The organism is Rheinheimera sediminis, from assembly GCF_004005375.1.
Taxonomy (GTDB): Bacteria; Pseudomonadota; Gammaproteobacteria; order Enterobacterales; family Alteromonadaceae; genus Pararheinheimera.
Genome location: NZ_RZUF01000017.1, coordinates 111,230 through 132,358 on the forward strand (window position 1 = coordinate 111,230; position 21,129 = coordinate 132,358).

At 42.0% G+C, this 21,129-nt stretch carries 16 protein-coding genes; 7 read left to right on the plus strand and 9 right to left on the minus strand.

What is annotated here, in order from left to right:
* The first annotated feature begins 70 nt into the window (after nt 1-70).
* The 6 genes from EMM73_RS13055 (at nt 71) to tnpA (ending at nt 9,796) form a co-directional block, all read left to right on the plus strand.
* Nucleotides 71-892 carry a DUF4007 family protein gene (locus EMM73_RS13055; protein WP_261373397.1) on the plus strand — a complete coding sequence of 274 codons (822 nt, stop codon included), beginning with the start codon at nt 71-73 and terminating at the stop codon, nt 890-892.
* The gene (locus EMM73_RS13060) at nt 885-4,175 is read left to right on the plus strand and encodes an ATP-binding protein (RefSeq protein ID WP_127686954.1); all 3,291 of its coding nucleotides are present in this window, start codon (nt 885-887) and stop codon (nt 4,173-4,175) included. Before EMM73_RS13055 ends, EMM73_RS13060 begins: the two co-directional genes overlap by 8 nt.
* On the plus strand, nt 4,165-5,001 hold the full coding sequence (locus EMM73_RS13065) for a phosphoadenosine phosphosulfate reductase family protein (RefSeq protein WP_127686955.1): 837 nt from the start codon (nt 4,165-4,167) through the stop codon (nt 4,999-5,001). The genes EMM73_RS13060 and EMM73_RS13065 overlap by 11 nt, the downstream gene beginning before the upstream one ends.
* 58 nt (nt 5,002-5,059) lie before the next feature.
* Nucleotides 5,060-7,408 carry an ATP-binding protein gene (locus tag EMM73_RS13070; RefSeq protein ID WP_127686957.1) on the plus strand — a complete coding sequence of 783 codons (2,349 nt, stop codon included), beginning with the start codon at nt 5,060-5,062 and terminating at the stop codon, nt 7,406-7,408.
* A 29-nt stretch (nt 7,409-7,437) separates the two neighbouring features.
* Nucleotides 7,438-9,306: a hypothetical protein gene (locus tag EMM73_RS13075; protein ID WP_127686959.1), complete on the plus strand. Its 1,869-nt coding sequence runs from the start codon at nt 7,438-7,440 to the stop codon at nt 9,304-9,306.
* Between the two features lie 340 nt (nt 9,307-9,646).
* Nucleotides 9,647-9,796 carry an IS66 family insertion sequence element accessory protein TnpA gene (gene tnpA / locus EMM73_RS13080; protein WP_186435214.1) on the plus strand — a complete coding sequence of 50 codons (150 nt, stop codon included), beginning with the start codon at nt 9,647-9,649 and terminating at the stop codon, nt 9,794-9,796.
* A gap of 183 nt (nt 9,797-9,979) precedes the next feature.
* Here the strand turns inward: tnpA and EMM73_RS13090 are convergent, their stop codons facing one another.
* Genes EMM73_RS13090 through EMM73_RS13110 form a run of 5 tightly spaced genes read right to left on the minus strand, consistent with a single transcriptional unit; the run spans nt 9,980 to nt 15,828 of the window.
* Entirely contained in the window at nt 9,980-11,014 is a 1,035-nt protein-coding gene (locus EMM73_RS13090) for a TniQ family protein (RefSeq protein ID WP_127686963.1), read from the minus strand.
* A 1-nt stretch (nt 11,015) separates the two neighbouring features.
* The gene (locus EMM73_RS13095) at nt 11,016-11,915 is read right to left on the minus strand and encodes a TniB family NTP-binding protein (protein ID WP_127686965.1); all 900 of its coding nucleotides are present in this window, start codon (nt 11,913-11,915) and stop codon (nt 11,016-11,018) included.
* Nucleotides 11,912-13,783, minus strand: coding sequence for a Mu transposase C-terminal domain-containing protein (locus tag EMM73_RS13100; protein ID WP_127686967.1), 1,872 nt, complete (start codon nt 13,781-13,783; stop codon nt 11,912-11,914). The genes EMM73_RS13095 and EMM73_RS13100 overlap by 4 nt, the downstream gene beginning before the upstream one ends.
* Nucleotides 13,776-14,351, minus strand: a complete 576-nt coding sequence (locus EMM73_RS13105) for a TnsA endonuclease N-terminal domain-containing protein (protein ID WP_222422662.1) — start codon at nt 14,349-14,351, stop codon at nt 13,776-13,778. Before EMM73_RS13105 ends, EMM73_RS13100 begins: the two co-directional genes overlap by 8 nt.
* A 55-nt stretch (nt 14,352-14,406) precedes the next feature.
* A complete protein-coding gene (locus EMM73_RS13110) occupies nt 14,407-15,828 on the minus strand; it encodes an HNH endonuclease (protein WP_186435215.1) in 1,422 nt (473 codons plus the stop codon).
* Between the two features lie 256 nt (nt 15,829-16,084).
* On the opposite strand from EMM73_RS13110, the gene EMM73_RS13115 reads away from it, so the two are divergent.
* Nucleotides 16,085-16,438 (plus strand): PilZ domain-containing protein, encoded by a 354-nt coding sequence (locus EMM73_RS13115; RefSeq protein WP_127686973.1) that lies wholly within the window; start codon nt 16,085-16,087, stop codon nt 16,436-16,438.
* Here EMM73_RS13115 and EMM73_RS13120 read toward each other — a convergent pair.
* The 4 genes from EMM73_RS13120 to EMM73_RS20205 form a co-directional block, all read right to left on the minus strand.
* Nucleotides 16,419-17,528 carry a hypothetical protein gene (locus EMM73_RS13120; RefSeq protein ID WP_127686975.1) on the minus strand — a complete coding sequence of 370 codons (1,110 nt, stop codon included), beginning with the start codon at nt 17,526-17,528 and terminating at the stop codon, nt 16,419-16,421. The two genes, EMM73_RS13115 and EMM73_RS13120, sit on opposite strands and share 20 nt — an antisense overlap.
* Nucleotides 17,529-17,793: 265 nt before the next feature.
* Nucleotides 17,794-18,711: a lipoprotein NlpI gene (gene nlpI / locus EMM73_RS13125; protein ID WP_127686977.1), complete on the minus strand. Its 918-nt coding sequence runs from the start codon at nt 18,709-18,711 to the stop codon at nt 17,794-17,796.
* On the minus strand, nt 18,692-20,824 hold the full coding sequence (gene pnp, locus EMM73_RS13130; protein ID WP_127686979.1) for a polyribonucleotide nucleotidyltransferase: 2,133 nt from the start codon (nt 20,822-20,824) through the stop codon (nt 18,692-18,694). Before pnp ends, nlpI begins: the two co-directional genes overlap by 20 nt.
* Nucleotides 20,825-20,947: 123 nt before the next feature.
* Nucleotides 20,948-21,129: hypothetical protein (locus EMM73_RS20205; protein ID WP_222422663.1), on the minus strand; the 182-nt coding region annotated here is incomplete at its 5' end.

Genomic DNA, 21,129 nt, shown 5'->3' on the forward strand with positions numbered 1-21,129 from the left:
TATCACGCTTTCGTTCAGTGGTCACGAAACGTTCCCGCTAAGACAAATGTGGATCAAGAAAGTGGTCGACATGGCTGATAGCAACCACTTGATAAAAAAGGCAAAATTTAACAGCATTGAGTTTATTGCAGAACTTGGTGTGGGTAAAAACATGCTCGCATCAATGAAACATTGGGCCCAAGCGTGCCAAATTATTGAAGACCATGACAGTACCCATTTCGTATTAACCGAAGTGGCAAAAACGATATTCTTACACAGTGGGCATGATCCCTACTCTGAGAACCTATCTAGTACGTGGCTGTTGCACTGGAGGTTGGCTCAAAAAAGTGAGCGGGCAACAACCTGCTATTGGCTGTTTAACCGGATTCATTCAGGCGTATTCTCAAAATCAGAATTACAGCAACAACTGAGTAATTTATGTTCAGAGCTTGGTAAAGCAACTTCGCTTGGTTCATTGACAAGAGATATAGACACTATTGTTCGCAGTTATGTCCCAAAATCTGATCTTGCAGCAATTGAAGACAGCACTGACCCTGTTTTTGGCGAACTAGGTCTGATACACCATTTAAATAGTGATGTTTACAGTTTCAACAGAGGCCCTAAAAGCTCGTTAAATCTGCCTCTATTTTTATATATCGTGCTGGATTATTGGCGTATCTCTGGTCGAACTGACAGTACGCTATCTCTTGATGCAATTGCGTATGGTGAAGCTTCACCAGGCAGAATATTAAAACTAGATGAAGACTCTATCATTGCTTACCTAATCCAAGCAGATGATGTCTCATTAGGGCGAATTAGATGGTCAGACCTTGCAGGCATCAAGCAACTGTCAAAACAAAACTGTGATGTTGATATGTTAATGAACGAGATGTTACGGAAAGCATATGAGTAATAAAAATTCAAATGGCAGCTTATCTGACTTAGTAAGAGTTGTTCCCTATTATCAGCGTTCTATTCAATTAAGTGAGGATATCGGGCGACAAGATGCAGTAGAGGGGTACATTTGTCACGAGACGGCACGCAGTGTTCTGCACAGTATGGTTCAGCAGGTTGTTAATACTAATCAGCGAGCTTTTACCTGGACCGGACCATACGGCAGCGGTAAATCGAGTCTAGCACTGGTATTTTCAAATGCATTGTCGAACAATCACAAAGCACAAACAATTCTGCGTACTGATACCATTACTGATTTTGACAAAGCCTTTCCTACATCAGAAAAAAGCTGGTTAATCATACCGGTGGTAGGTAGTCGTCGCTCTTTCATTGCAGCAATATCCGAAGCTGTTGGTCGCATTTCAAATCGGGAATGTGATTCCAAAGATAGCATTTTTAAAATCCTCCGAGATCTATCTAATTCAAACGAGCATGACGGTGTTCTGTTAGTTATCGATGAAATGGGTAAATTTTTAGAGGGTGCCCAAACGACTGGTGATGACGTTTACTTTTTTCAGGAATTAGCAGAGTTATGCTCTAGAACACAGGGCAACTTAATTACTGTAGGTATTTTGCATCAATCATTTAAACAATATGGAAAACTTCAGCGACTGAGCGAAAGCACTCAAAACGAATGGGCTAAAGTCCATGGTAGATTTGCGGATATCCCTTTAATTTCGTCAACGGATGAGGTTATCGAACTTCTAGGTAACGCCATCGATTCTGAGATATCTATCTCAGACCAATTAAAATATAAAGTGATGGTTCCAGTTGCGGAAAGCATTCGCACTAGAAGGCAAGGTGTTAGCAAAGACATTGAAAGTAAGTTTTTAAATTGCTGGCCACTTCATCCTTCAACGGCACTTATCCTAGGGCCTGCGTCAAAGAAACAATATAGTCAGAATGAGAGAAGTGTCTTTAGTTTTCTGGGGTCCTCTGAATCTTATGGCTTTCAAGAGTTTTTGAAAACACGACTGGCAAATGAGTTACAAAGTTATACTCCAGCTGATTATTGGGATTATCTTCAAGCGAATCTCGAACAAGCGATTCTCGCTTCTACTGACAGTCATCGCTGGAGTATCGCAAGCAATTCGGTCAGCAGAGCAGAAGCCATGGGGACAGAGCTTCATATTGCCGTTGTTAAAAATATTGCAGCCATAGATCTTTTTAAAAATGGCTCTGGTCTTGCTGCAGACATGAAAGTGCTGCAAGCACTGTTTTACGATTGCAAAGACGAACAACTTAAAGCGGTAATCAGCGATCTTGAAAACTGGAAGATTATCGTACACCGAAAGTTCAATCATGCTTGGTCGGTGTTTGAGGGGAGCGATTTTGATATTGAAAAGGCAGTTTCTGAGGAAAGAGCATCAATCTCTGCCGTAGATACACAGCAACTTTCTAATCTCGCGAAATTTCAACCAGTCATTGCCAAAAAACATTTGTATGACACTGGTACGTTAAGGTGGATGGGTATATCCATCGTTCCTCAATCTGCGCTAAATAATCACTTACGTAATTTCAAGTATTCACCTAACGAGTTCGGGCAATTTATTGTGTTAGTTGACTCGCCAGACACTATATCTGTAAAAAGTCAGCTTGAGCATTTACAGTCCGAAACAGTGTTTGTAGTTGGACGCCCAGAGAACGCAGATACGATTTCGAATCTAGCCAAAGAATTATTAGCCTATGAAGCTACAGCAAAAAGACCTGAATTAGAGGGTGACAGCGTAGCTCTAAAAGAGGTCAATTCAAGAATTGCTTCGGTAAAAGCACTACTAGAAAGACAGTTAACTCAAGCTTTAAAAGATATTGAATGGTATTTACCAGGTAACAACTCAACTACTCGTGCAGATAATTTATCGCGGCTTGCATCTGACTTAGCCGATCAACATTTTGCAAAATCACCTAAAATTTTCAGCGAATTGCTTAATAGAGACTCGCTTTCGTCAAGCAGCGTTAGCGCGCGAAGAAATTTGCTGTATCGGATGCTGAATAACATCAAAGATGAAGATCTTGGTATTGAGGGCTACCCAGCGGAGAAAGGTTTATACCTTACAGCACTTAAAAATACGGGATTACATAATAGAGAGAAAGGCAACGAGTGGACACTATCACTCCCGACAAAAGATTCAAAGCGCCTTGCTCCACTATGGAACGCGACAGACGCATACCTAAAATCAAAAGATGACTCAGTAAAAGTTGCAGACATATACGACATGTGGCGAAGACCACCATTCGGTTTGAAAGAAGGCTTAGTACCTATCTTATTTTGGGCTTACGCACTGTCTAACTCAGGTCGATTTGCAATTTACCGTGATGGTATTTATTTACCCGCCTTAGAAGAAATTGATATCGATTACAGCCTGCAAAATATAAAGAGGATTGAACTACGTGGTGTTGAGTTAACCCCTTCCAGACTGGCACTTCTTCACTCTGTCGCCAAAGCATTAAATACCTGCGGTATTAGCCTAGAACATACAGATCCACTCACTGCAGCAAGAAAACTGGTCACTATCGTATACAGGCTAGAACCATGGGCCAGAAATACCAGAGAAATATCTAAAGAAGCAATAGCACTTCGTGATTTGTTATTGAAAGCGTCAGACCCGCATAAAGTTATTTTTTATGACCTGAAGCAGGTATTCAACAAGAAAGATGACTCCGATATTGAACAAAAGCTTATTGCGGTTATTCGGGAACTCACGTCGGCTTATTCGTCAATGTTGAAGCGATTTGATCAATTGCTTAAGCAACAGTTGGATGCACAATCAAACTCGCAAATTAGTCTAAGAGCAAAGAATCTGAAAGACACAGCTGGCGAATTTCTTATAGAGTCTTTTCTGGGGCGCCTGACAACCTACGATGGTTCAGAGGAGTCAATTGTAGCACTTCTATCTTTGGTTGCTGAATTAACACTTAGAGATTGGACAGATCAGAATGTCGTACAAACCAGAAACAAAATGATCAATCTATGTCGTCAATTTAGAGAGCTGGAAACTATTGCTGATGTTAACGCGAGGCAGCCAACTCGTCAGGCAATAGCATTAGTTTACGGTGCCGCCGGTAAGGACTTTATCCGACACATAGAAGTTGATGACATGGCGTATGCAAAACTGGAAGACTTAACAACTAATTTGTTGAAGCAGTTAAAATCGAATGATTTGGACCAAGAGTTACAGTTTGCGGTAATCGCAAAAACGTTGGAAAAGCTAAGGATGGAGGATAGCAACCATGGCAGTTAGACATGTTCTAGGACTTTCTGGCGGGCGAGACAGCGCGGCCTTAGCTGTTTACATGCGTCACTATTATCCTGAACTAGACATTGAGTACTTTTTTACTGATACAGGGAAGGAGCTCCCAGAGGTATACACCTACTTAAATAAATTAGAGGGTTTCTTAGGTAAAACTATAACGAGATTAAATACTCAACGGGGATTTGACTACTGGCTTGATGAATATGGCTACTTCTTACCTTCAGCTAGTGTTCGCTGGTGTACCAGAAAACTTAAGCTTGACCCATTTAAAGCTTGGGTTAACAACATGATCAACCAAGGTGACATCGTCTATAGCTATGTAGCAATCCGCTCTGACGAGGAACATCGCGAAGGTTATTCATCTCACCATAAAAATCTGGTTGTCAAAATGCCGTTTAGAGAAGATAACTACAACAAGGCTGCGGTTATAGATTTATTAAATTCATCTGGATTGGGTTTACCAAAATACTATGAATGGCGTTCCAGAAGTGGCTGTACCTTTTGCTTCTTCCAGCAAAAAATTGAGTGGGTTAACCTTAAAGAGAGGCACCCAGAAGCTTTTGAGGAGGCTAAAGCCATTGAAAAAATGGCAATTGAGCATAAGTCACCTTTCTTATGGAGTGAAGGTGAGCCATTGGAAGAGCTCGAGAAGCCAGAACGCATAGCGAAAATCAAGTCAGATTTTGAATATCGAAAAATCAAAGCGTCATCGTCCCGACCAGTAAATCCTCTGCTTGTAGGATTAGAAACTGAGATTGATGAGCTGTATTTTGCAGAAGAGGGAAATGGCGCCTGTAACATTTGTCACAAATAATGGGACTTGAAAATATAAGCGTATACGCGGTACATTAAAAAAAAATGGGAATTTTCTTATGGGTAATGGATTTAGAATTTCGGCAAGAGCTTTAAGGCAGCTAGGAGCTGAACTGATAACTTCAGATGAAATAGCCTTAAATGAATTAATCAAAAATGCTCTAGATGCCAATGCATCTAGAGTAATCATCGATCTAATTAATCCTTTCCTATACCCAAGAAATACTTGCATAGCCAGAATACTCAATAAAATTAATAATTCTCCTTCAAATGACCTAATAACAAACAAAGATAGCTTTTTTGTTGATGGGGTTTCTGACGAAATAAAAGAGGAATTCATCAATGGCATAATAGAGCTAGTCGATGAAAATGACTCAGCAGAATGCATCACAAGTTATGTGAATAATTTTTATGATAAGGAATGCCATATTCGGGTTGAAGATGATGGTTGTGGTATGGACAGTAATACTTTGCAGAATTCATTTTTAGTTATTGGAACCCCCGGGAAATGGATTGAGAAACAATCAAATCAAGACAGTAAATTGCTTGGTGAAAAGGGCGTTGGCAGGTTATCAATGATGCGCCTAGGTAAGGCTGCATCTGTTATATCTGGCGTTTCAGGGCAGAACCACTCCAGCAATATAAATTTTGATTGGTCCTTATTTGATGATCCTTCTTTGTATCTTGAAGATATATCAATACCTGTTCACAGCAACTATAGAAGTAAAGAAATTAATGCAAGTGGAACACAAATATCAATTAATAGCCTGTATTCGCATTGGGATGCTGAAAAAGTAAAGAGTTTTATATTTGAATACCTACGCCGACTTCAGAATCCCTTTAGCAAGAAGAGAAAATTTCCGATAGAAGTAAGACTTAATAATGAGCCACAACCAATACCAGGGATTTTTTCTTGGTTTAAAGAAGCAGCAAACTTTTCTGCACATGTTAGCTTCTCTGTGTCTGAAGAAAATGCAGTGCTAAATATGAAAAGGGAATTAACCTGGAGAGGTAAGAGCAGTGCAGAAAGTAGAATCTGGGAGGAAGCAGATTTATTAAGAGAACTTGGGTGTGATAAGGATATATTGGTTGAACTTGGGGCATTTGATTTAGATTTACTGTGGTTTAATCGGAGTGACCTTCAAGGAGCGTCAATAGACAAGAGCGTTACAGAGATTAAAACAGAGCTCAACTTGTGGTGTGGTGGATATGCGATATACCGAGACAACTTTAGGATAGGAATGACCGGTAGCTTAGAGGACGATTGGTTAAAAGTAGATACCGGATCTCTCAAATCAAGTGGATTTTCTTTTAATAGATACCAAACTGTTGGCTCGATTTCAATCAGCCAGAAAAAAAATCCAAAACTTATTGATGCAGCTAATCGTGAAAAATTAATAGGCTGTGAACATCTGAGCATGTTAAAGCAAATTTTAACAGAATTAGTCAATAAAGACCTGAAAAGTCATATTGAATTTTTTAAAGAAAATGAAGCGAGAAAAATAGCTGATGAAGCTACTGCTGAACAAAGTCTAGATGATGCACGAGACAGACTAAAATCTGCTTATACAAAAATGTCTTCTCTTAAAAAAGTGCTGCCAAAAGACAAAGAATCCATCGTTGCTGAAATAGAACATGTATTAAAAACCCAGCATGAAAATATTAGAAAATACGAAAAAGCAGTTAACATGTCTAGGGAACAAAGAATTGAAGTATTAGAACTTGCTGGTTTAGGTATGGTGGTTGACAAAATTATTCATGAACTAGCAAGACTTACTTCTAGCACTGTAGAAAATCTTAAAAGGTTAGAGAACAATAATAACTCTAAAGAGAGTGCAAGTTTAATTAGAATTATCAGAGAACAACTTAAAGTTACGAATAAGAGAATAAGAACGGTTGATTCTCTAAGCCCTTCTGGTAGAAATAGAAAAGAAATTTTTGATATATCAAAAACTATTAGAGCTGTGCTTGATGGTTTTTCTGGCCGTTTTGAGAGACATCAAGTAGATGTGAAATTTATGATCGACGGTATTTTAGGTAGCCAGAAAGAGTGTGATGTAAACATGGTCGTTGGCCTTGTTGCTTTGGTGCTAGAAAATCTTTTGTCAAATTCAATTTACTGGCTGCAACAAAGCACAACAAGCTCAGACGGTCAAAGAATTATAGAGATAGACTTAGACACCCAATCAAAAACATTACTGATTAGAGATAATGGCCCCGGAGTAGATCCCTCTAATAAAGACGATATATTTAAAGCATATTACACAGGCAGAGCAAAGGGTAAGGGGCTAGGTCTATTTATATGCCGAGAAATAGCTGAGTACCATAAATGTGCAATTTATCTGGACTCTGAAGTAGATTTCGATGGAAGGCTAAGAAACTTTATTTTAGAACTACCTAAAGATTAAAATTTGAGCTTACACTTGAGGGAACTAATGTGAGTAGCGTTAAAAAAGTTATAATTCTAGATGACGACCTGGCTGAGCCAACAATAATGATGGAAGGAGCCAATGAAAAAATCGCTCATTTCCTAAATGATCAAGGTTCTAAAGAATTTACTGAAACAATACAGTACATAGAAAAAAATGAATTTGTCAACGATATTGACGATATCGATGCAATCCAAACATTTGTAAACTCATCCGATTTTGTAGAAAAAGTATTATTAAAAGATGACTATAAGAATCTTTTTGATGGAGCATTTCATGAACACCTCAAAGATTTCTCTGATGTCATAAACAATAGACTTAATGTTTTTAAGCCATTTTTTACGGTATTTGGTTCAGAGAATTTCCAACTTAGTAAGACACATAAAAGACCTGTGTCGCCTGATGAATTAACTAGCTATGATGTAATCATTATGGACATCATGATGGGCGATAGTTTTGACAGCGAATTTATCAAACTAGCAGAATACATTGGTAATGTTTGCCGAAGAGGAAATTACCCGTCAGTGTTTTTAATATCCTCTAGAGATGAATTAGATGATGAGAAGGAAACATTTAGGGTTAATGCAAAAATAAGCTCTATAGGTTTTTCAATAATTAAGAAAAGCGATTTGCTTCATGACAACGCTGAGCTCACTATCCAGCTGATATACGAACAGATGAACAAGGCTAGGAGCTCAAATAAATCACTCAGCGAATTTACAAATCAACTTGAGTTAGCGATTAAACAGTCAACGATCAATGTATTAAAATCACTATGGAATATAGATTACTCGTACATACAACAGATGTACGCATGTCTTGATAATGAAAATGTGCCTTTCGCAGAGCATTTCTTGAACATTATTACTAGCAATATGCTATTTAATTTGGAAGCGAGTAGCAGCCTGCATACCGCTATAAGTGACGTGAAATCAATTATCAGCGGAGATGCGGAGAGATTTTGTAGTTACTCTAAAGACTCAGACATCGCAATACATAACTTTGAAGCTTCACTACACTTTGTTGGCACAAAAACTGAAGATATCACATGCGCTTCACTTTGCACATCTACCGACCAGCTTGGGAAAGAAATAGTTAATATTCTCCCCTTCGGATTATTATTGGCAGAGGGCAACCTTTCTGTTGGATCTCGGGCGCTAATTCACTGTACACAACAGTGCGACTTAAGTAGAAATATTATTAAAAGTAGTATTAATTTAATATTTGTAGAAGGACGCATACTCAATTATCCGAATAAAGAATTTTGCATTCCTTTGCCAACAAACATATCAAAAACAAATCAACGACTATGGCTTGAGGTTGACAGTAAAAAAGTATTAGCCTGGCCTTACTCAGGCATGTCTCGCTACATTATCGAAAACAAGTTCAAATCCCTATCAATAGTTAGACCAGATGTAGTTAGACAGATTAGATCAAATTTATTTCAGCAAATGTCAAGAAGAGAAGAGTCAGTTAAGACAGGCCATAATGCCTCTTTTGGGATAAAAATCGCTATCTATAATAATAGCACTACAGCTGTTGTGTTGGATTACAACGAAACTAACGATATAAGAAAAATTTTGCTGTACGAATTCCCAGATCAAAAATCGAAGGAAAAAACATTTCATTTTCTGGATCATAGCCACATTGACGTTATAAACTGGATATATCAGAATTCAGGAGATTTACTTAAAGATTTATCATTCAAAGCATTTGAAGATATCTTAAAGTCAAAACTGCCTAAAATAGGAAAAAAAGCAACTGCTGAAAAGACGGAATTTATGTTACTTGATGATGCAGACAAAGTCTCTGAGTTCTGTAAAGCTGAGAAAAGTAAGAGAAAATTAGTTAGAGTTATTTTTTATAAATTTAATTAATTTAGTTTTCTCCAAACAAATATTGGAGCGAATTAATCCTACTCAACGCCTTTTTGAATTTTAGGTTCATATTTGTATGTACTAGCTCAGACTTGATCTGACAGTCACCAGTTTTGTGCTGGTGTCTGTCAGATTAGATTCGAGTCAGATTCTTTTCCGCCCAAACCCGTTTCCCATCAATCAATCTTTTAACTGGCGTTCTGCCGTTGCACATTTTGCCCTGAGAGTTCGTTCGGTGGTAATCATCCCATTTTTAATGTAAGCGTAACACGAACCCCACATTCCAGTTTTAGCTAATATTCCATACCCTGTTTGCATTATTCACCAAGTAGGGTTTCCTATGATGTGCAGAAGCTCCGAACAATGGCTAGCGCTGTTTGACCAGTGCAAAGCAAGCGGTTTGACCCAGACCGAATTTGCAAAACAACACCGTATCGACCCAAGTTACACTTACAATCTACCTGGTACAAACTCAGACGGTAGCAAATAAAAATATCGCCGCCCCTCTTTTATAAATTCAAGCTTCCCTGTTAATCGCAAATGCATCAAGTGACAGTCAGATATCTTCAGGATCTGCTTAACCTCATTACTGGTTAACCAACTACTTATCTTTGGTTCGGAAAGCTTTTGTTTAATGCTCATTTTCCGGCCTACGTGCGTTGATAGCATTATATTATTGCCTCGATTTTGAAAGCTTATAACCTCGTTTACTTGGTGGCAAGGCAAACAATTTATCAAGTTCAGCAATTTCGGGCCCCTTCAAATCCCGATAAACCTGGTTTGAAGGCAACATCCGTTTTTGTATGGCAGTACGAAGCTTGCGCTCTGCCTGTACGTCACTGATCCAAGCGGCAAGGCCTAACACGTAATGGCGCTCTTTAAGGTCGCGCTGTTCAAAGGCTTTTCTGCTTTTTACTAACTCACATACTGGTTGGCTCACAATGCTGCAGATGTAGCCCTGTAAATCAGGAGCAAGATTTTCGCTAACTATTAAACGACACATTTGATGCCATAGAATTAGCCTTGCTGTGTTTAACGGGCCACAGTCTCTGAACTGGCGGTCGACAACATTCAGCAATGTCTCCCACTGCATAAAAGGCCTGCGGTGCCATTTATCTACCGGCTCTCGTGGAGCTTCGCTTAGTAACGCATTGCAGTGCCAGCAATGGTCCATAGAACTAGCCTCCAGCAAGTTGGCTTTGCCAAGTTCTACCCTGTGAAACGCCACTGGATGTTGGCATTGGTGGCAGCGATCGTGCAGCATAATTTGATGTTTAGGGCAGAAGGTATAAAACGCCAGTCGCCAGCTTAATCGAAAATACGGGATCACATCTTCTGCCAGGCATTGTGGGCAATACTGCACACCAAAGTTTCTGAAGGTGCGGTGGTACAACCTCAGCGGCAACAGCCAACGTAACTGGCCGCTGGCATGTTTAGCACGAAAAAACCTCCCTTCAAAAAGCAGAGCTGTCATCTTTTGCACCTGCACTAATGGCGTGCCTGTGCGTTCGCTCATAATTTGCAGTAACCAATCCGGAGCAAGCCGGTCTATATCCCGGTTCCAGATCTGGCGTTCGTGCCCAAAGTTTCGTACTGCAAAGGTTTGAGCTTTCATGCCATTGGCGTGTGCACAACGAATTAACCAGGATGATAAAGCCTCTCCAGGCAAAGGACGCGGGTGAGCTGGCCAGAGCTTACCCGTCAGCATACTACTGCGCCCTGTCTATTTGGCGTTTGCGCTCTGAAGGTGGAGTCCAGCGAATTTCGGCTAAAGCTTTTTGGTTGATATGCTCAGTGCCATTTAAAATAGCCCACTCTGCAGCCGTATTGAGCACGCCAGACAATTCGCCAATATAACCTTCGCACATGGCATACAGCCTGGAAGCCAACGCATCCTGTTTCAGTTCAGAAGGGTGTTTTAGCGGCAACATTTTTTCAAAGCTGGCCAGCAGGCGTTTAAAGTCGTCATTCAGTTCCCAGCGCGGTAGTTGTATTGGCTTAAAGCGGTTTGCTAATTGTGGCTCAGTTTGCAGCGCCCGCAAGGCGTCTTTGGTACCTACGCCCACAATGGAAATTTGCAGCTCATTACTCAGGTACTTCAGTACGTTCAGAAAAGCTCTTTGCCTGTGTAAGCTACCAGCCAGAATATGATGAATTTCATCGACAACCAGAACTTTTAGCTCCACATAACGTAACAGCTTCAGCACCTGAAACTGCTTTTTATCCACCCGTTCACTGGGCCTGTATGGTGCAAACAGGCTATCGAGAATGGCATTGTAAAAACGGCCTTCGTCCGGCACTGGTGGAGCCTGAATGTACATCACTGGCGCTATAACCGAATCGCCGTTTGGGTTGTCAAAAGCAGGGTTCAACTGGCAGAACCTTTTGGCCAACATAGTTTTGCCATTGTTTGACTCGCCAATCAGGATCATGTTGGGCATACGGTTATTGCGTGGATGTTTAAGCAGTTCATCCAACTGCTGCAATACTTCTTTGGCGTAAGGGTAGCCAATCCAGCGGTCTGATTTAATCTTGTATATACGTTCCTGATCGGTCAGTAGTAAGGCTTTTTGGGCTGATTCGGTTAAATGACTGGCCTCTATGCTCATAATTCGTCCAGCTCATCGAAAGGCAGAATATCATCTACATCGCTTTCAGGAAGAATGATGGCTGCGGGTTGCTGCTCTACTCTGCTTTGTTCAATAGTTGCATGAGCTTGCTGATGAGTTTTGCGGCGCTGATCCATACGCCGAACCGCTTTGCTGGTTTGTACGGCCTTACTTTCAATTTCGCGCATGCGCTCATAGGCATCAAAAATGGCCCGCTCGTCAATGTCCTTTTTACCCGAATCCAAAGCCCGCTTACGGGCCTCACGCAGCTCCCAAATGCTAATTGGAGGGTGAGCCATGTTTCGGTATGGAATAGGGTAGTAAGTGGCTAACTCGGGGTCGTAGAACCAGATTTGGCTTAAATCCCGAGGGTCGCGCCGGAACATAAACTTGCGTTTACGCCTTGGTTCTTTTGGATCAGGAGCGTTAATCCATATCCGCAGCACATCACTGTAATAGTGAATTTCATCAATCTGAACACCGTAATCCTGAATTGTTCTGAGTTCAAAAGGCATCAGATCCAGCCTGAGTTTAAAGTCGTCCACAATCTTTGCCGGCAAGCCTGAACCTGGTTGCTCGTTACTACCAAGGATGCCTTTATTCCAGGCCTGTTGTGGTGACATTCCTAAACTGCTGTGCAACCGCTGGTGATATACATCGACAATATAAATCGTTAACCAGGCTTCAAATTCTGACAAAGTAAGTGCTGCCTTACCTTCTGAGTCGTATTCACCTTTCTGCCTTGTGTTAGAAAAGGTGGTGCCTGGCAGTGTGTGGATCTCGGTAGCAAAAGAACCTAATGCCCTTTCCACATGAGCACCAAAGTTTGGTCGCCCAACCGGCCGCCATTCCAGATCAATACCGTATTCGTCACAGCCACGTTGCAACATGCTGCCCCGAAACTCTTTGGCATTGTCCAAGTGCACCTTGCTTGGTAACCCCCATACAGGCCACTGATTCTGCGTAGGATAACGGGCCAGCCATTTATCTTTGGTCAATATGGCGTGAGTTAAGCAAAGCCCTGTAGACAAGGCGCTTGGCGGGTCGAAGGAAACATAAAAGCCTTCCACCATCCGGCTATGTACATCAAACGCCAGAGTGATCCAGGGCCTGCCAATAGGCTGACGGTAGTGGTCATCCACCAAGATAATATCCAGCTTGGTATGGTCAATTTGCACCACAGCCAGAGGGTAATCTGCGCCTGGAAAACTTCCCTCATGCGGTTTGTAACTTAAATCAGCAGTCTTCCGGCCTAACCGGCTGGCAGCCACTAATTCGCCCTGCAGCTGCTTAATCCGGTTACGAATGCTGTTGTCATGTGGTACCGGCAAATTAAGCTTTAAACATTGCTTACGAACTTCATCACAAACTTTTTGTTTGCTCTTTTTCTGCCTGGTAAGGTACTCACTTTGAATCGCTTCGCTAATAATTTGCTCAACCTGCGGGTTCAGTTTGGCGGCACCTTTATCACTGCGGGATCTAGGTAACAAAGACGAAAGTAACCCGCTTTGCTCATAGCTGCGTAACCAGCTATAGATAGTATTGATGTGTACGGCATGCACAGCAGCCAAAGTAGCCACATCACCCCGAGTCCGGTTCGGCATTCCCAGCAGAGGTTTAATAATTTCGTGACGTTTCTTGGCCACAGCCCAGGCTTTGTCGTCAATCGCCTGCAGATCGGTATGAGTTTGTTCAGTAGATAGTGTGGCTGGTTGCAAGTCTTCGATATTGGCAATAACAACTGCCTGATTGTCATCATCCAGAAGTTCGATACGATCAAAGGAATCTATGCGGCGAATACGGTGAGTTTTGCCCTGATAGGACACCAGTTTGCCTGGTTCTAATTCAACCAGAGCCACCTTAGCCATTATTCAAACTCCGGATAACGCTTGCCATTGTCAGCTTCTGAGTCAAATCTGCTACCACCTGATGTGTCCCTATCAGATACCATAACACTGGAATATATTCAGCCTGAATCATAGGGTTGGCGTCAATTGAATTTAGCAGGCTTTGCACTGTTGTACTGGGCTGCAGTGCCAGCTTCTCCAATAGCACAGGAACTTGTTCAGCTTCAGAGGTGACACGGCGGGTAAATGGCAGCAGAAATTTAGCATTATCAAGCAACGTGGTACGAACTCGCCGCTCAGTGATCAGCTTAAAACGCCAACCTCTTTCTTTGGCGTAGCGGTACGCAGCCTGAAACTTAGGTTTAAACTGCGTCCAGTTTTCCCGAAGCTCATCACGGTATTTCACTTCACACAGCAAAGGCTTGGTACCAGCCTGATGGTAATACACCAGTACATCGGGCGTATAAGTATGGTTTTTCCCTTCAGCATCCACCCATTTGATCTTCACCGGCTGCACTTCAAAGCTTTCCACCTCAGCGGAAAACTGCAGCAACGTCAGCCAATCACGCTCCAAGGTAGACTCAAACATAGCCTTACCCTCAGATTTAGAGTTAGCAGCAACGCCAGTCACGTTGCGGTAGTTTTTAGGGATGTTGCGGATTGGCATTGAGAATCAGCAATGAATCGCGGATAGTTAAAATAATTAACTCCTTTCCCCTCCACCCATAGAGAAGGTCATAAACTAGGTAATCTAGGTCTTTTTTGCCACTCAATAAATAACCAATAGCAACTGTTGCAAATAAAAACTCCATCGACTTAACAAAATCATAAAAATTACGACTTAATCCGCTATGATCGCCTTTCTCTATCAATACGTTTAAGAAGTCATCAAAAATCGAAGGAACATTGTTGTTAGCGTTTCGCAATTTAATGGTTTGATTTACTATAGATTGGGAATACTCATCAAAAAAACTAGAAAAAAATTCAATTATGTACCTATGGCTTTTGTTACTAGCCAAATCTGCCACAGATAATTTATCCCTTATATCTGCTCTAAGTGAAACCTCTTTTTTTGCAGATACCTTTTCAAAAAAATTTTCAACTAGCTTTTGAGCATTCCCATCGGCAATCATTGTTTCAAGATCTATAATCCCGTCTAAAATATCTCCACTAACAGATTCAAAGACTTGCTTATCGCTACCGCCTTTGGCGCTATCAGCCTCCGGATTTATAAATATTGTCTTTGACTGAAATTCACCGGATTTAGCTAGTTCATGGCAGCCAAAATCTATTACAAAATTCAAACAAGAGAAAAACGAAACGTAGCACGATACTTGACCAGTTTCGGAGTTTATTGATATTGCGATTGTATGACCGAATTCAAATGGGCTTTTGCCTACGACTAAATCCGTATCTCTTCCATCCCAAAAAGCCACAGATGATAGCCAATCATTATTTAATTTTTTAGCTTTTTTCCATAAAACTTGTCGAACAATATTTTGCTTGAATTTTATTAGCGTGCGAATACGGGCAAGATCTGGATAATTATCAGCGATAAATGTTAAAGCGAGGTAGATAACAGCGTACATCGTTTTAGGACCTCCGAAATGCAACTGAATCGGAATGGGATCCGTATAATACTCTTTATCCTCTCTAACACTCTTTACTTCAATTTCTAATCCATCATTAGGATAGTCCTTAAACCATTTTTCACGGTCTTGAGTAGATACAAATTGGTAATTGAATTCCCCGGCCTCTGCAGGATAATCAGGCAAAACACCGCTAATGAGATCTATATCTGAACCCAATAAGCTAAAAGTTTCTTCTTTACTCTCAAACATGAATGACTTAGGTACATCTTTTCTGTCGGGACGAATTTTCACGAGGGCGTTCATCAAACCAAGATTACGCTCAAGCTCAGCAACATAAGTACCAAACTTGTTATTATGAATACCGCAATAAATTCTATTATTAGTCCGACGTCCCCCTAGAGCTGCTGGGAATACATGCTCAGCAGACTTCGCTGTTTTTTTACAAATAATGCAAGTTCTAGTTTTTACGTTCATAGAATTCCTTGAAAAGGTGCTCATGTTGCTGTAACCAGTACAGCACAATGATGTAAATTTAGGCAAGTGAATTCCTCAGTAGCGATTAGCAGTGTAGAATAAAGCTAGGAAGGCTGGATCTAGTACAAATTAGCTTTGTTATTCACAGAAGTCAGCTAATACTAAGGTCTTGCGCAGGCAGTTAAATTTAACTGCCTGCGCTGTCTTTTCATGCCATAAACAACTATGCTCACTACAGTAAAAGAAAGGATTTGGTATGGACAACAGACGTTTTAGCCGGGTGTTATTCTCCGGTCCGGTACAACTGAAAAATGCTGACACTGTATATGCTGGTCAATTGCAGGATTTATCTCTTAAAGGCGCTTTGCTGCAATTAGACGCAGCGTCAGAGTTGCTGGCTGAGCAAAGCTTCCAGCTGCAGTTTCAGTTGAGTGAATCCGGAGTGGATTTGTTTATGGATGTGACAGTGGCTCACTTACATGGTACTTGTGTTGGTGTGCGCTGCGATAAAATAGATATCGACTCCGCAAGCCATTTACGTCGCTTGCTCGAGCTGAATTTAGGTGATGCTGAATTATTAAGCCGTGAGCTTACGGAGCTGTCGGCATAACTGCAGTTTCTTGCAGAGACTGTTTTGCGTCGGGATACCCCTGTTTTGCCGCTTGCTCCATCAACAAGCGCCAATGGTACCAATCATGTTCTTGCCTTGCTAAATACGCATAAAAATATTGAACTGGCATAATCAATTCTGGCTTTGCCAACACCTTTTGCATTAACTTAACATATAAATCTGGCACCTGAGCCTCGTGTGAGCGCATAAAGCTTAAATTGCTAACAGGTATATAAGCCTGTACAGCGGCTTTATCACAACTCTCGACAGGCTGTAACTGAACTTCGTGTTTTTCTAGTTGCCAATGCTGTAAATATAGATCCAACTGGGATTTATCAGTCAGTAAATTAGGCCGGATTTTATCGCTGTGACATTCAGTTTGCGCCACTGCTTTACTTAAACTGTATTCATCCATAAAACCCAGAATATGCGCAAACTCGTGCCTGAGTACCTCAAACGAACTGCTTTCAGCCAGCTGCACTATACCATTGTTATAATTGGCTGTCCCTTCACCTGCAACCACTAGTAATTGAGTAAATCCGCCCTTAGCAACTTCAGGTATTAATACCTGATACTGACACTGAATACGTTGTCCTGACTGATAACTGCACTGTAAGTCAGTACTATTGATACGTATTTCAGGTAAAAAGCAGACAGGTAAAGAGGAGAGCTGAGGGTCCTGTTGCCACTGTTGTTGTAACAGCTGCAATTGACTGCTACCCATTTTAGACTGAACTACAGGTTGCAAAGTCAGGCTACAAAACGAATTGGAGTTCGATGCAAAGTAAGCCGGACTCTGACTATAATGCCACAGACCATAATTAGCGGCTAAATCAGCCTCAGCTGCGCTTACACTTTGTTGTTGCTGTAGACGGTGCTCAAGATATCTTGCAGTCGCTAAAAAGCCATCCTGCCGCTGTTTTAATGCGAGGAAAGCGGCTAGTTCATCGGTAAGCCCTGCATCCAGCGCTTTTTGATACCAGTTAAGTGCAGCAGAAAAGTCTCCCTGCTGTTCACGCTTTCTTGCCAGCAATACGGCGGCGGCACCATGACCTTGCTGTGCTTTATCCATCAACAGCTGTTCAGGCATATGCTCAAGCGCAGGTTCACAGCCGACTAAACAGCAAAGCAACAAAAGTTTTGAACACCTGAGCGAAGCAACAATGGCCCTAAGGGTTCGCTTCTGAAAAAAGAGCCAATACAAAAACGTCTGGAACGTTTTTGTACATTGGAGCAAAGCAACGATGGCCCGGATGAGCGCCAGTGGCTCTGCGCACTGGCTGGAAAGCGCCATGAATGGCTGCGAATAAAAAAAGCCAGAAAACCGGCTTTTTTTATTCGTTAACATCAATCTGTTAACTTGCAGGAATTGCAGTGGCATCTAAACCACGTAACCTATTCATTTCTATGCGGGCATAACGGTGCTCAACAAACTCGTACACATTAGTCGCCAGTACTTTTTTATAGTAATCCAGCGCTTTGGTTGGGTTCTGTTGCTGATGCCATTTGGCCAGATAGAAATACACTTCGCATAAACGTTCAGCCAATTGTTGTGGATCCGTATTCAAAGTCGCGGCAGTAGCCAGTAACTCTTGCTCTGAGATCTTTCCCAGATAAAAAGCAACTATCTTACCGGCCCAATGGTCCGGATCTAATTTAGCCTGATTTAAAGCTAAACGCGCCTGAGCTTCTGGCACCGATAAATTAGCGTCAGCAAAATACAACCACAATGAACGGTATGGGTCTTCAGGTTTCGCCTGATGAAACAGTTCAAAATCCGTTACCGCAAGAGCAGTTTTACTGTCGTACAGCAAAGCAATACCCCGGTTTAAATAAGCATAATCGTAATCCGGTGCCAGCTCTAAGGCTGCATCAAAAGACTCATAAGCTTCGGTGTAGTTACCCACTAAGGTATGGTGAATACCAATAAAGTTATAAGCATCCGCCATATCAGGCTGTAAACGCAAGGCTCGCAGAAAATCAAAACGAGCTAATGAACGTAAACCGACACTGTCGTACATTACGCCACGGTCGTAAAATAACCGGGCACGCTGTTCATCTGTAGTTTCAGTTTTAGTTAATAACTCGGAGATCCGTGCTATTGCAATTTCAGTGCGATAAGAAACCTGAACTGGTTCTGGTTCTAATGGATTCTCCACAAGAACTGCAACTTCAGCAGAAGGTTTCTGGGCGCAAGCGCCCAGAGCCAGCAGTGCTGCAAGCAGCACTGCACTTTTGGTCAGGTCAGAGACCTTACTGAGCTTCAACAGCATCGGCAGACTCAACAGCTGCAGGTTTGTCCTGAGCTTCCTTGATGCTTAAACGCACACGACCTTGCTTGTCCACTTCCATCACTTTCACAGCTACTTTCTGACCTATGGCTAAGTGATCTGCTACATTGCTCACACGCTCATCAGAAATTTGCGAAATGTGCACTAAACCATCTTTACCTGGCAGAACGTTAACAAAAGCACCGAAGTCAACAATACGTACTACTTCACCCTGATACACTGCACCCACTTCGATCTCAGCTGTGATAGCTTCGATACGGTTGATGGCAATGTTGGCAGCTTGTGAGTTAGTCGCAGCAATTTTTACTGTACCGTCATCTTCGATTTCGATAGTAGTACCAGATTCTTCAGTGATTTGACGAATGACTGCACCACCTTTACCGATCACGTCACGGATTTTTTCCGGGTTGATTTTTAAAGTGTAAATACGTGGAGCATGTTCAGACAGCTCTTCACGGTGTGTGCTGATCGCCTGATCCATCACATTCAGAATATGGATACGTGCAGCTTTCGCTTGTTTCAGAGCGATCTGCATGATCTCGCGAGTGATACCTTCGATTTTGATATCCATCTGCAGCGCAGTGATACCTTCGGTGGTACCAGCCACTTTAAAGTCCATGTCACCTAAGTGATCTTCATCACCTAAAATGTCAGAAAGAACAACGAAGTCGTTACCTTCTTTTACCAAACCCATAGCGATACCAGCTACAGAAGCTTTGATTGGTACACCAGCATCCATCAGAGCTAATGAAGAACCACAGACAGAAGCCATAGAGCTTGAACCGTTTGATTCAGTGATTTCAGACACCATACGTACTGTGTACGGGAAGTCATTGAAATCTGGCATTACAGCAGCTACACCACGTTTAGCCAAACGGCCGTGACCGATTTCACGACGTTTTGGTGAACCTACCATACCTGTCTCACCCACAGAGTACGGAGGGAAGTTATAGTGGAACAGGAAGTGGTCGGTTTTTTCGCTCAGTAAGTCATCTACTGTTTGCGCATCACGGGCAGTACCTAAAGTACAGGTTACTAAGGCCTGTGTTTCACCACGAGTGAACAGAGCTGAACCGTGTGTACGTGGTAATAAACCAGTCATTACACTTAAAGCGCGGATCATTTCGTTGTCGCGACCATCAATACGTGGTTCGCCTTTGATGATACGGCTACGGACAATTTGGCTTTCCAGGTTGTGAAAAATTTCGTTGGCTTCAGTTTCGTTAAAGCCTTCGCCTTCCGCTAATTCAGCTTTGATTTTAGCGAATAATTCTGCTTTGATTGCGCCAATAGCTTCGTAGCGTTTTGCTTTTTCAGTGATACGGTAAGCTTCGCCAACAGGAGCTGTGGCCAGTTCAGCAATTTTGCTGGTTACTGTCGCGTTTTTCACCGGAGCAACCCAGTCCCACACTGGTTTTGCCGCTTCAGCAGCAAATTCATTGATAGCGTTGATCACTGTTTGCATTTGGTCGTGGCCAAATACCACTGCACCTAACATCACTTCTTCTGACAATACGCCAGCTTCAGATTCAACCATCAATACAGCGTTTGCAGTACCAGCAACCACTAAATCCAGTTTGCTGTCTTTTAATTCAGTTTCTGAAGGGTTTAACACGTACTGGCTGTTTACATAACCAACACGGGCCGCGCCTAATGGACCACTGAATGGGATACCAGAGATAGCCAAAGCAGCTGAAGTTGCGATGATAGAGATAATGTCCGGCTGAATTTCAGGTTGTACTGAAACTACAGTGGCAATCACCTGAACTTCGTTGGTGAAGCCTTCAGGGAATAATGGACGGATTGGACGGTCGATTAAACGAGAAATTAACGTCTCACCTTCTGACGGACGGCCTTCACGTTTGAAGAAACCACCAGGGATGCGGCCTGCCGCATAAGTTTTTTCCTGATAGTTCACAGTCAGAGGGAAAAAATCCTGACCTGGTTTTGGTTGTTTTTTAGCGACCACTGTGACTAACACAGAGGTATCACCCATACTTGCAAGTACAGCCGCGTCAGCTTGACGGGCGATAACGCCGGTTTCCAGAGTGATAGTGTGTTGGCCAAACTGGAATGATTTTACGATGGGGTTCACTGATTATTTCCTTTCTATTTTTCGCGTTTTTTCGCGGAGTCTTTTGGTCTGTTTTTCGCGGCACAGTATAGCCTGTTACAAGGCTGAAAAGATAGCTGGCACCAGAGTCGCAGGGTATAAAATTTAAGCATGTCCGAGCGGTAAGAACACCATGAAGGCATTAAGTTGCAGTGGTATGAATTTTTGTCCTGCAAAACACACAAAATCGCTCGGAGCGATTTTGAACATCGGAGTGAAGCGACGATGGCCCGAAGGGCATTTTGCAGGATAGCAAAATGTACAAAATCGCTCGGAGCGATTTTCAC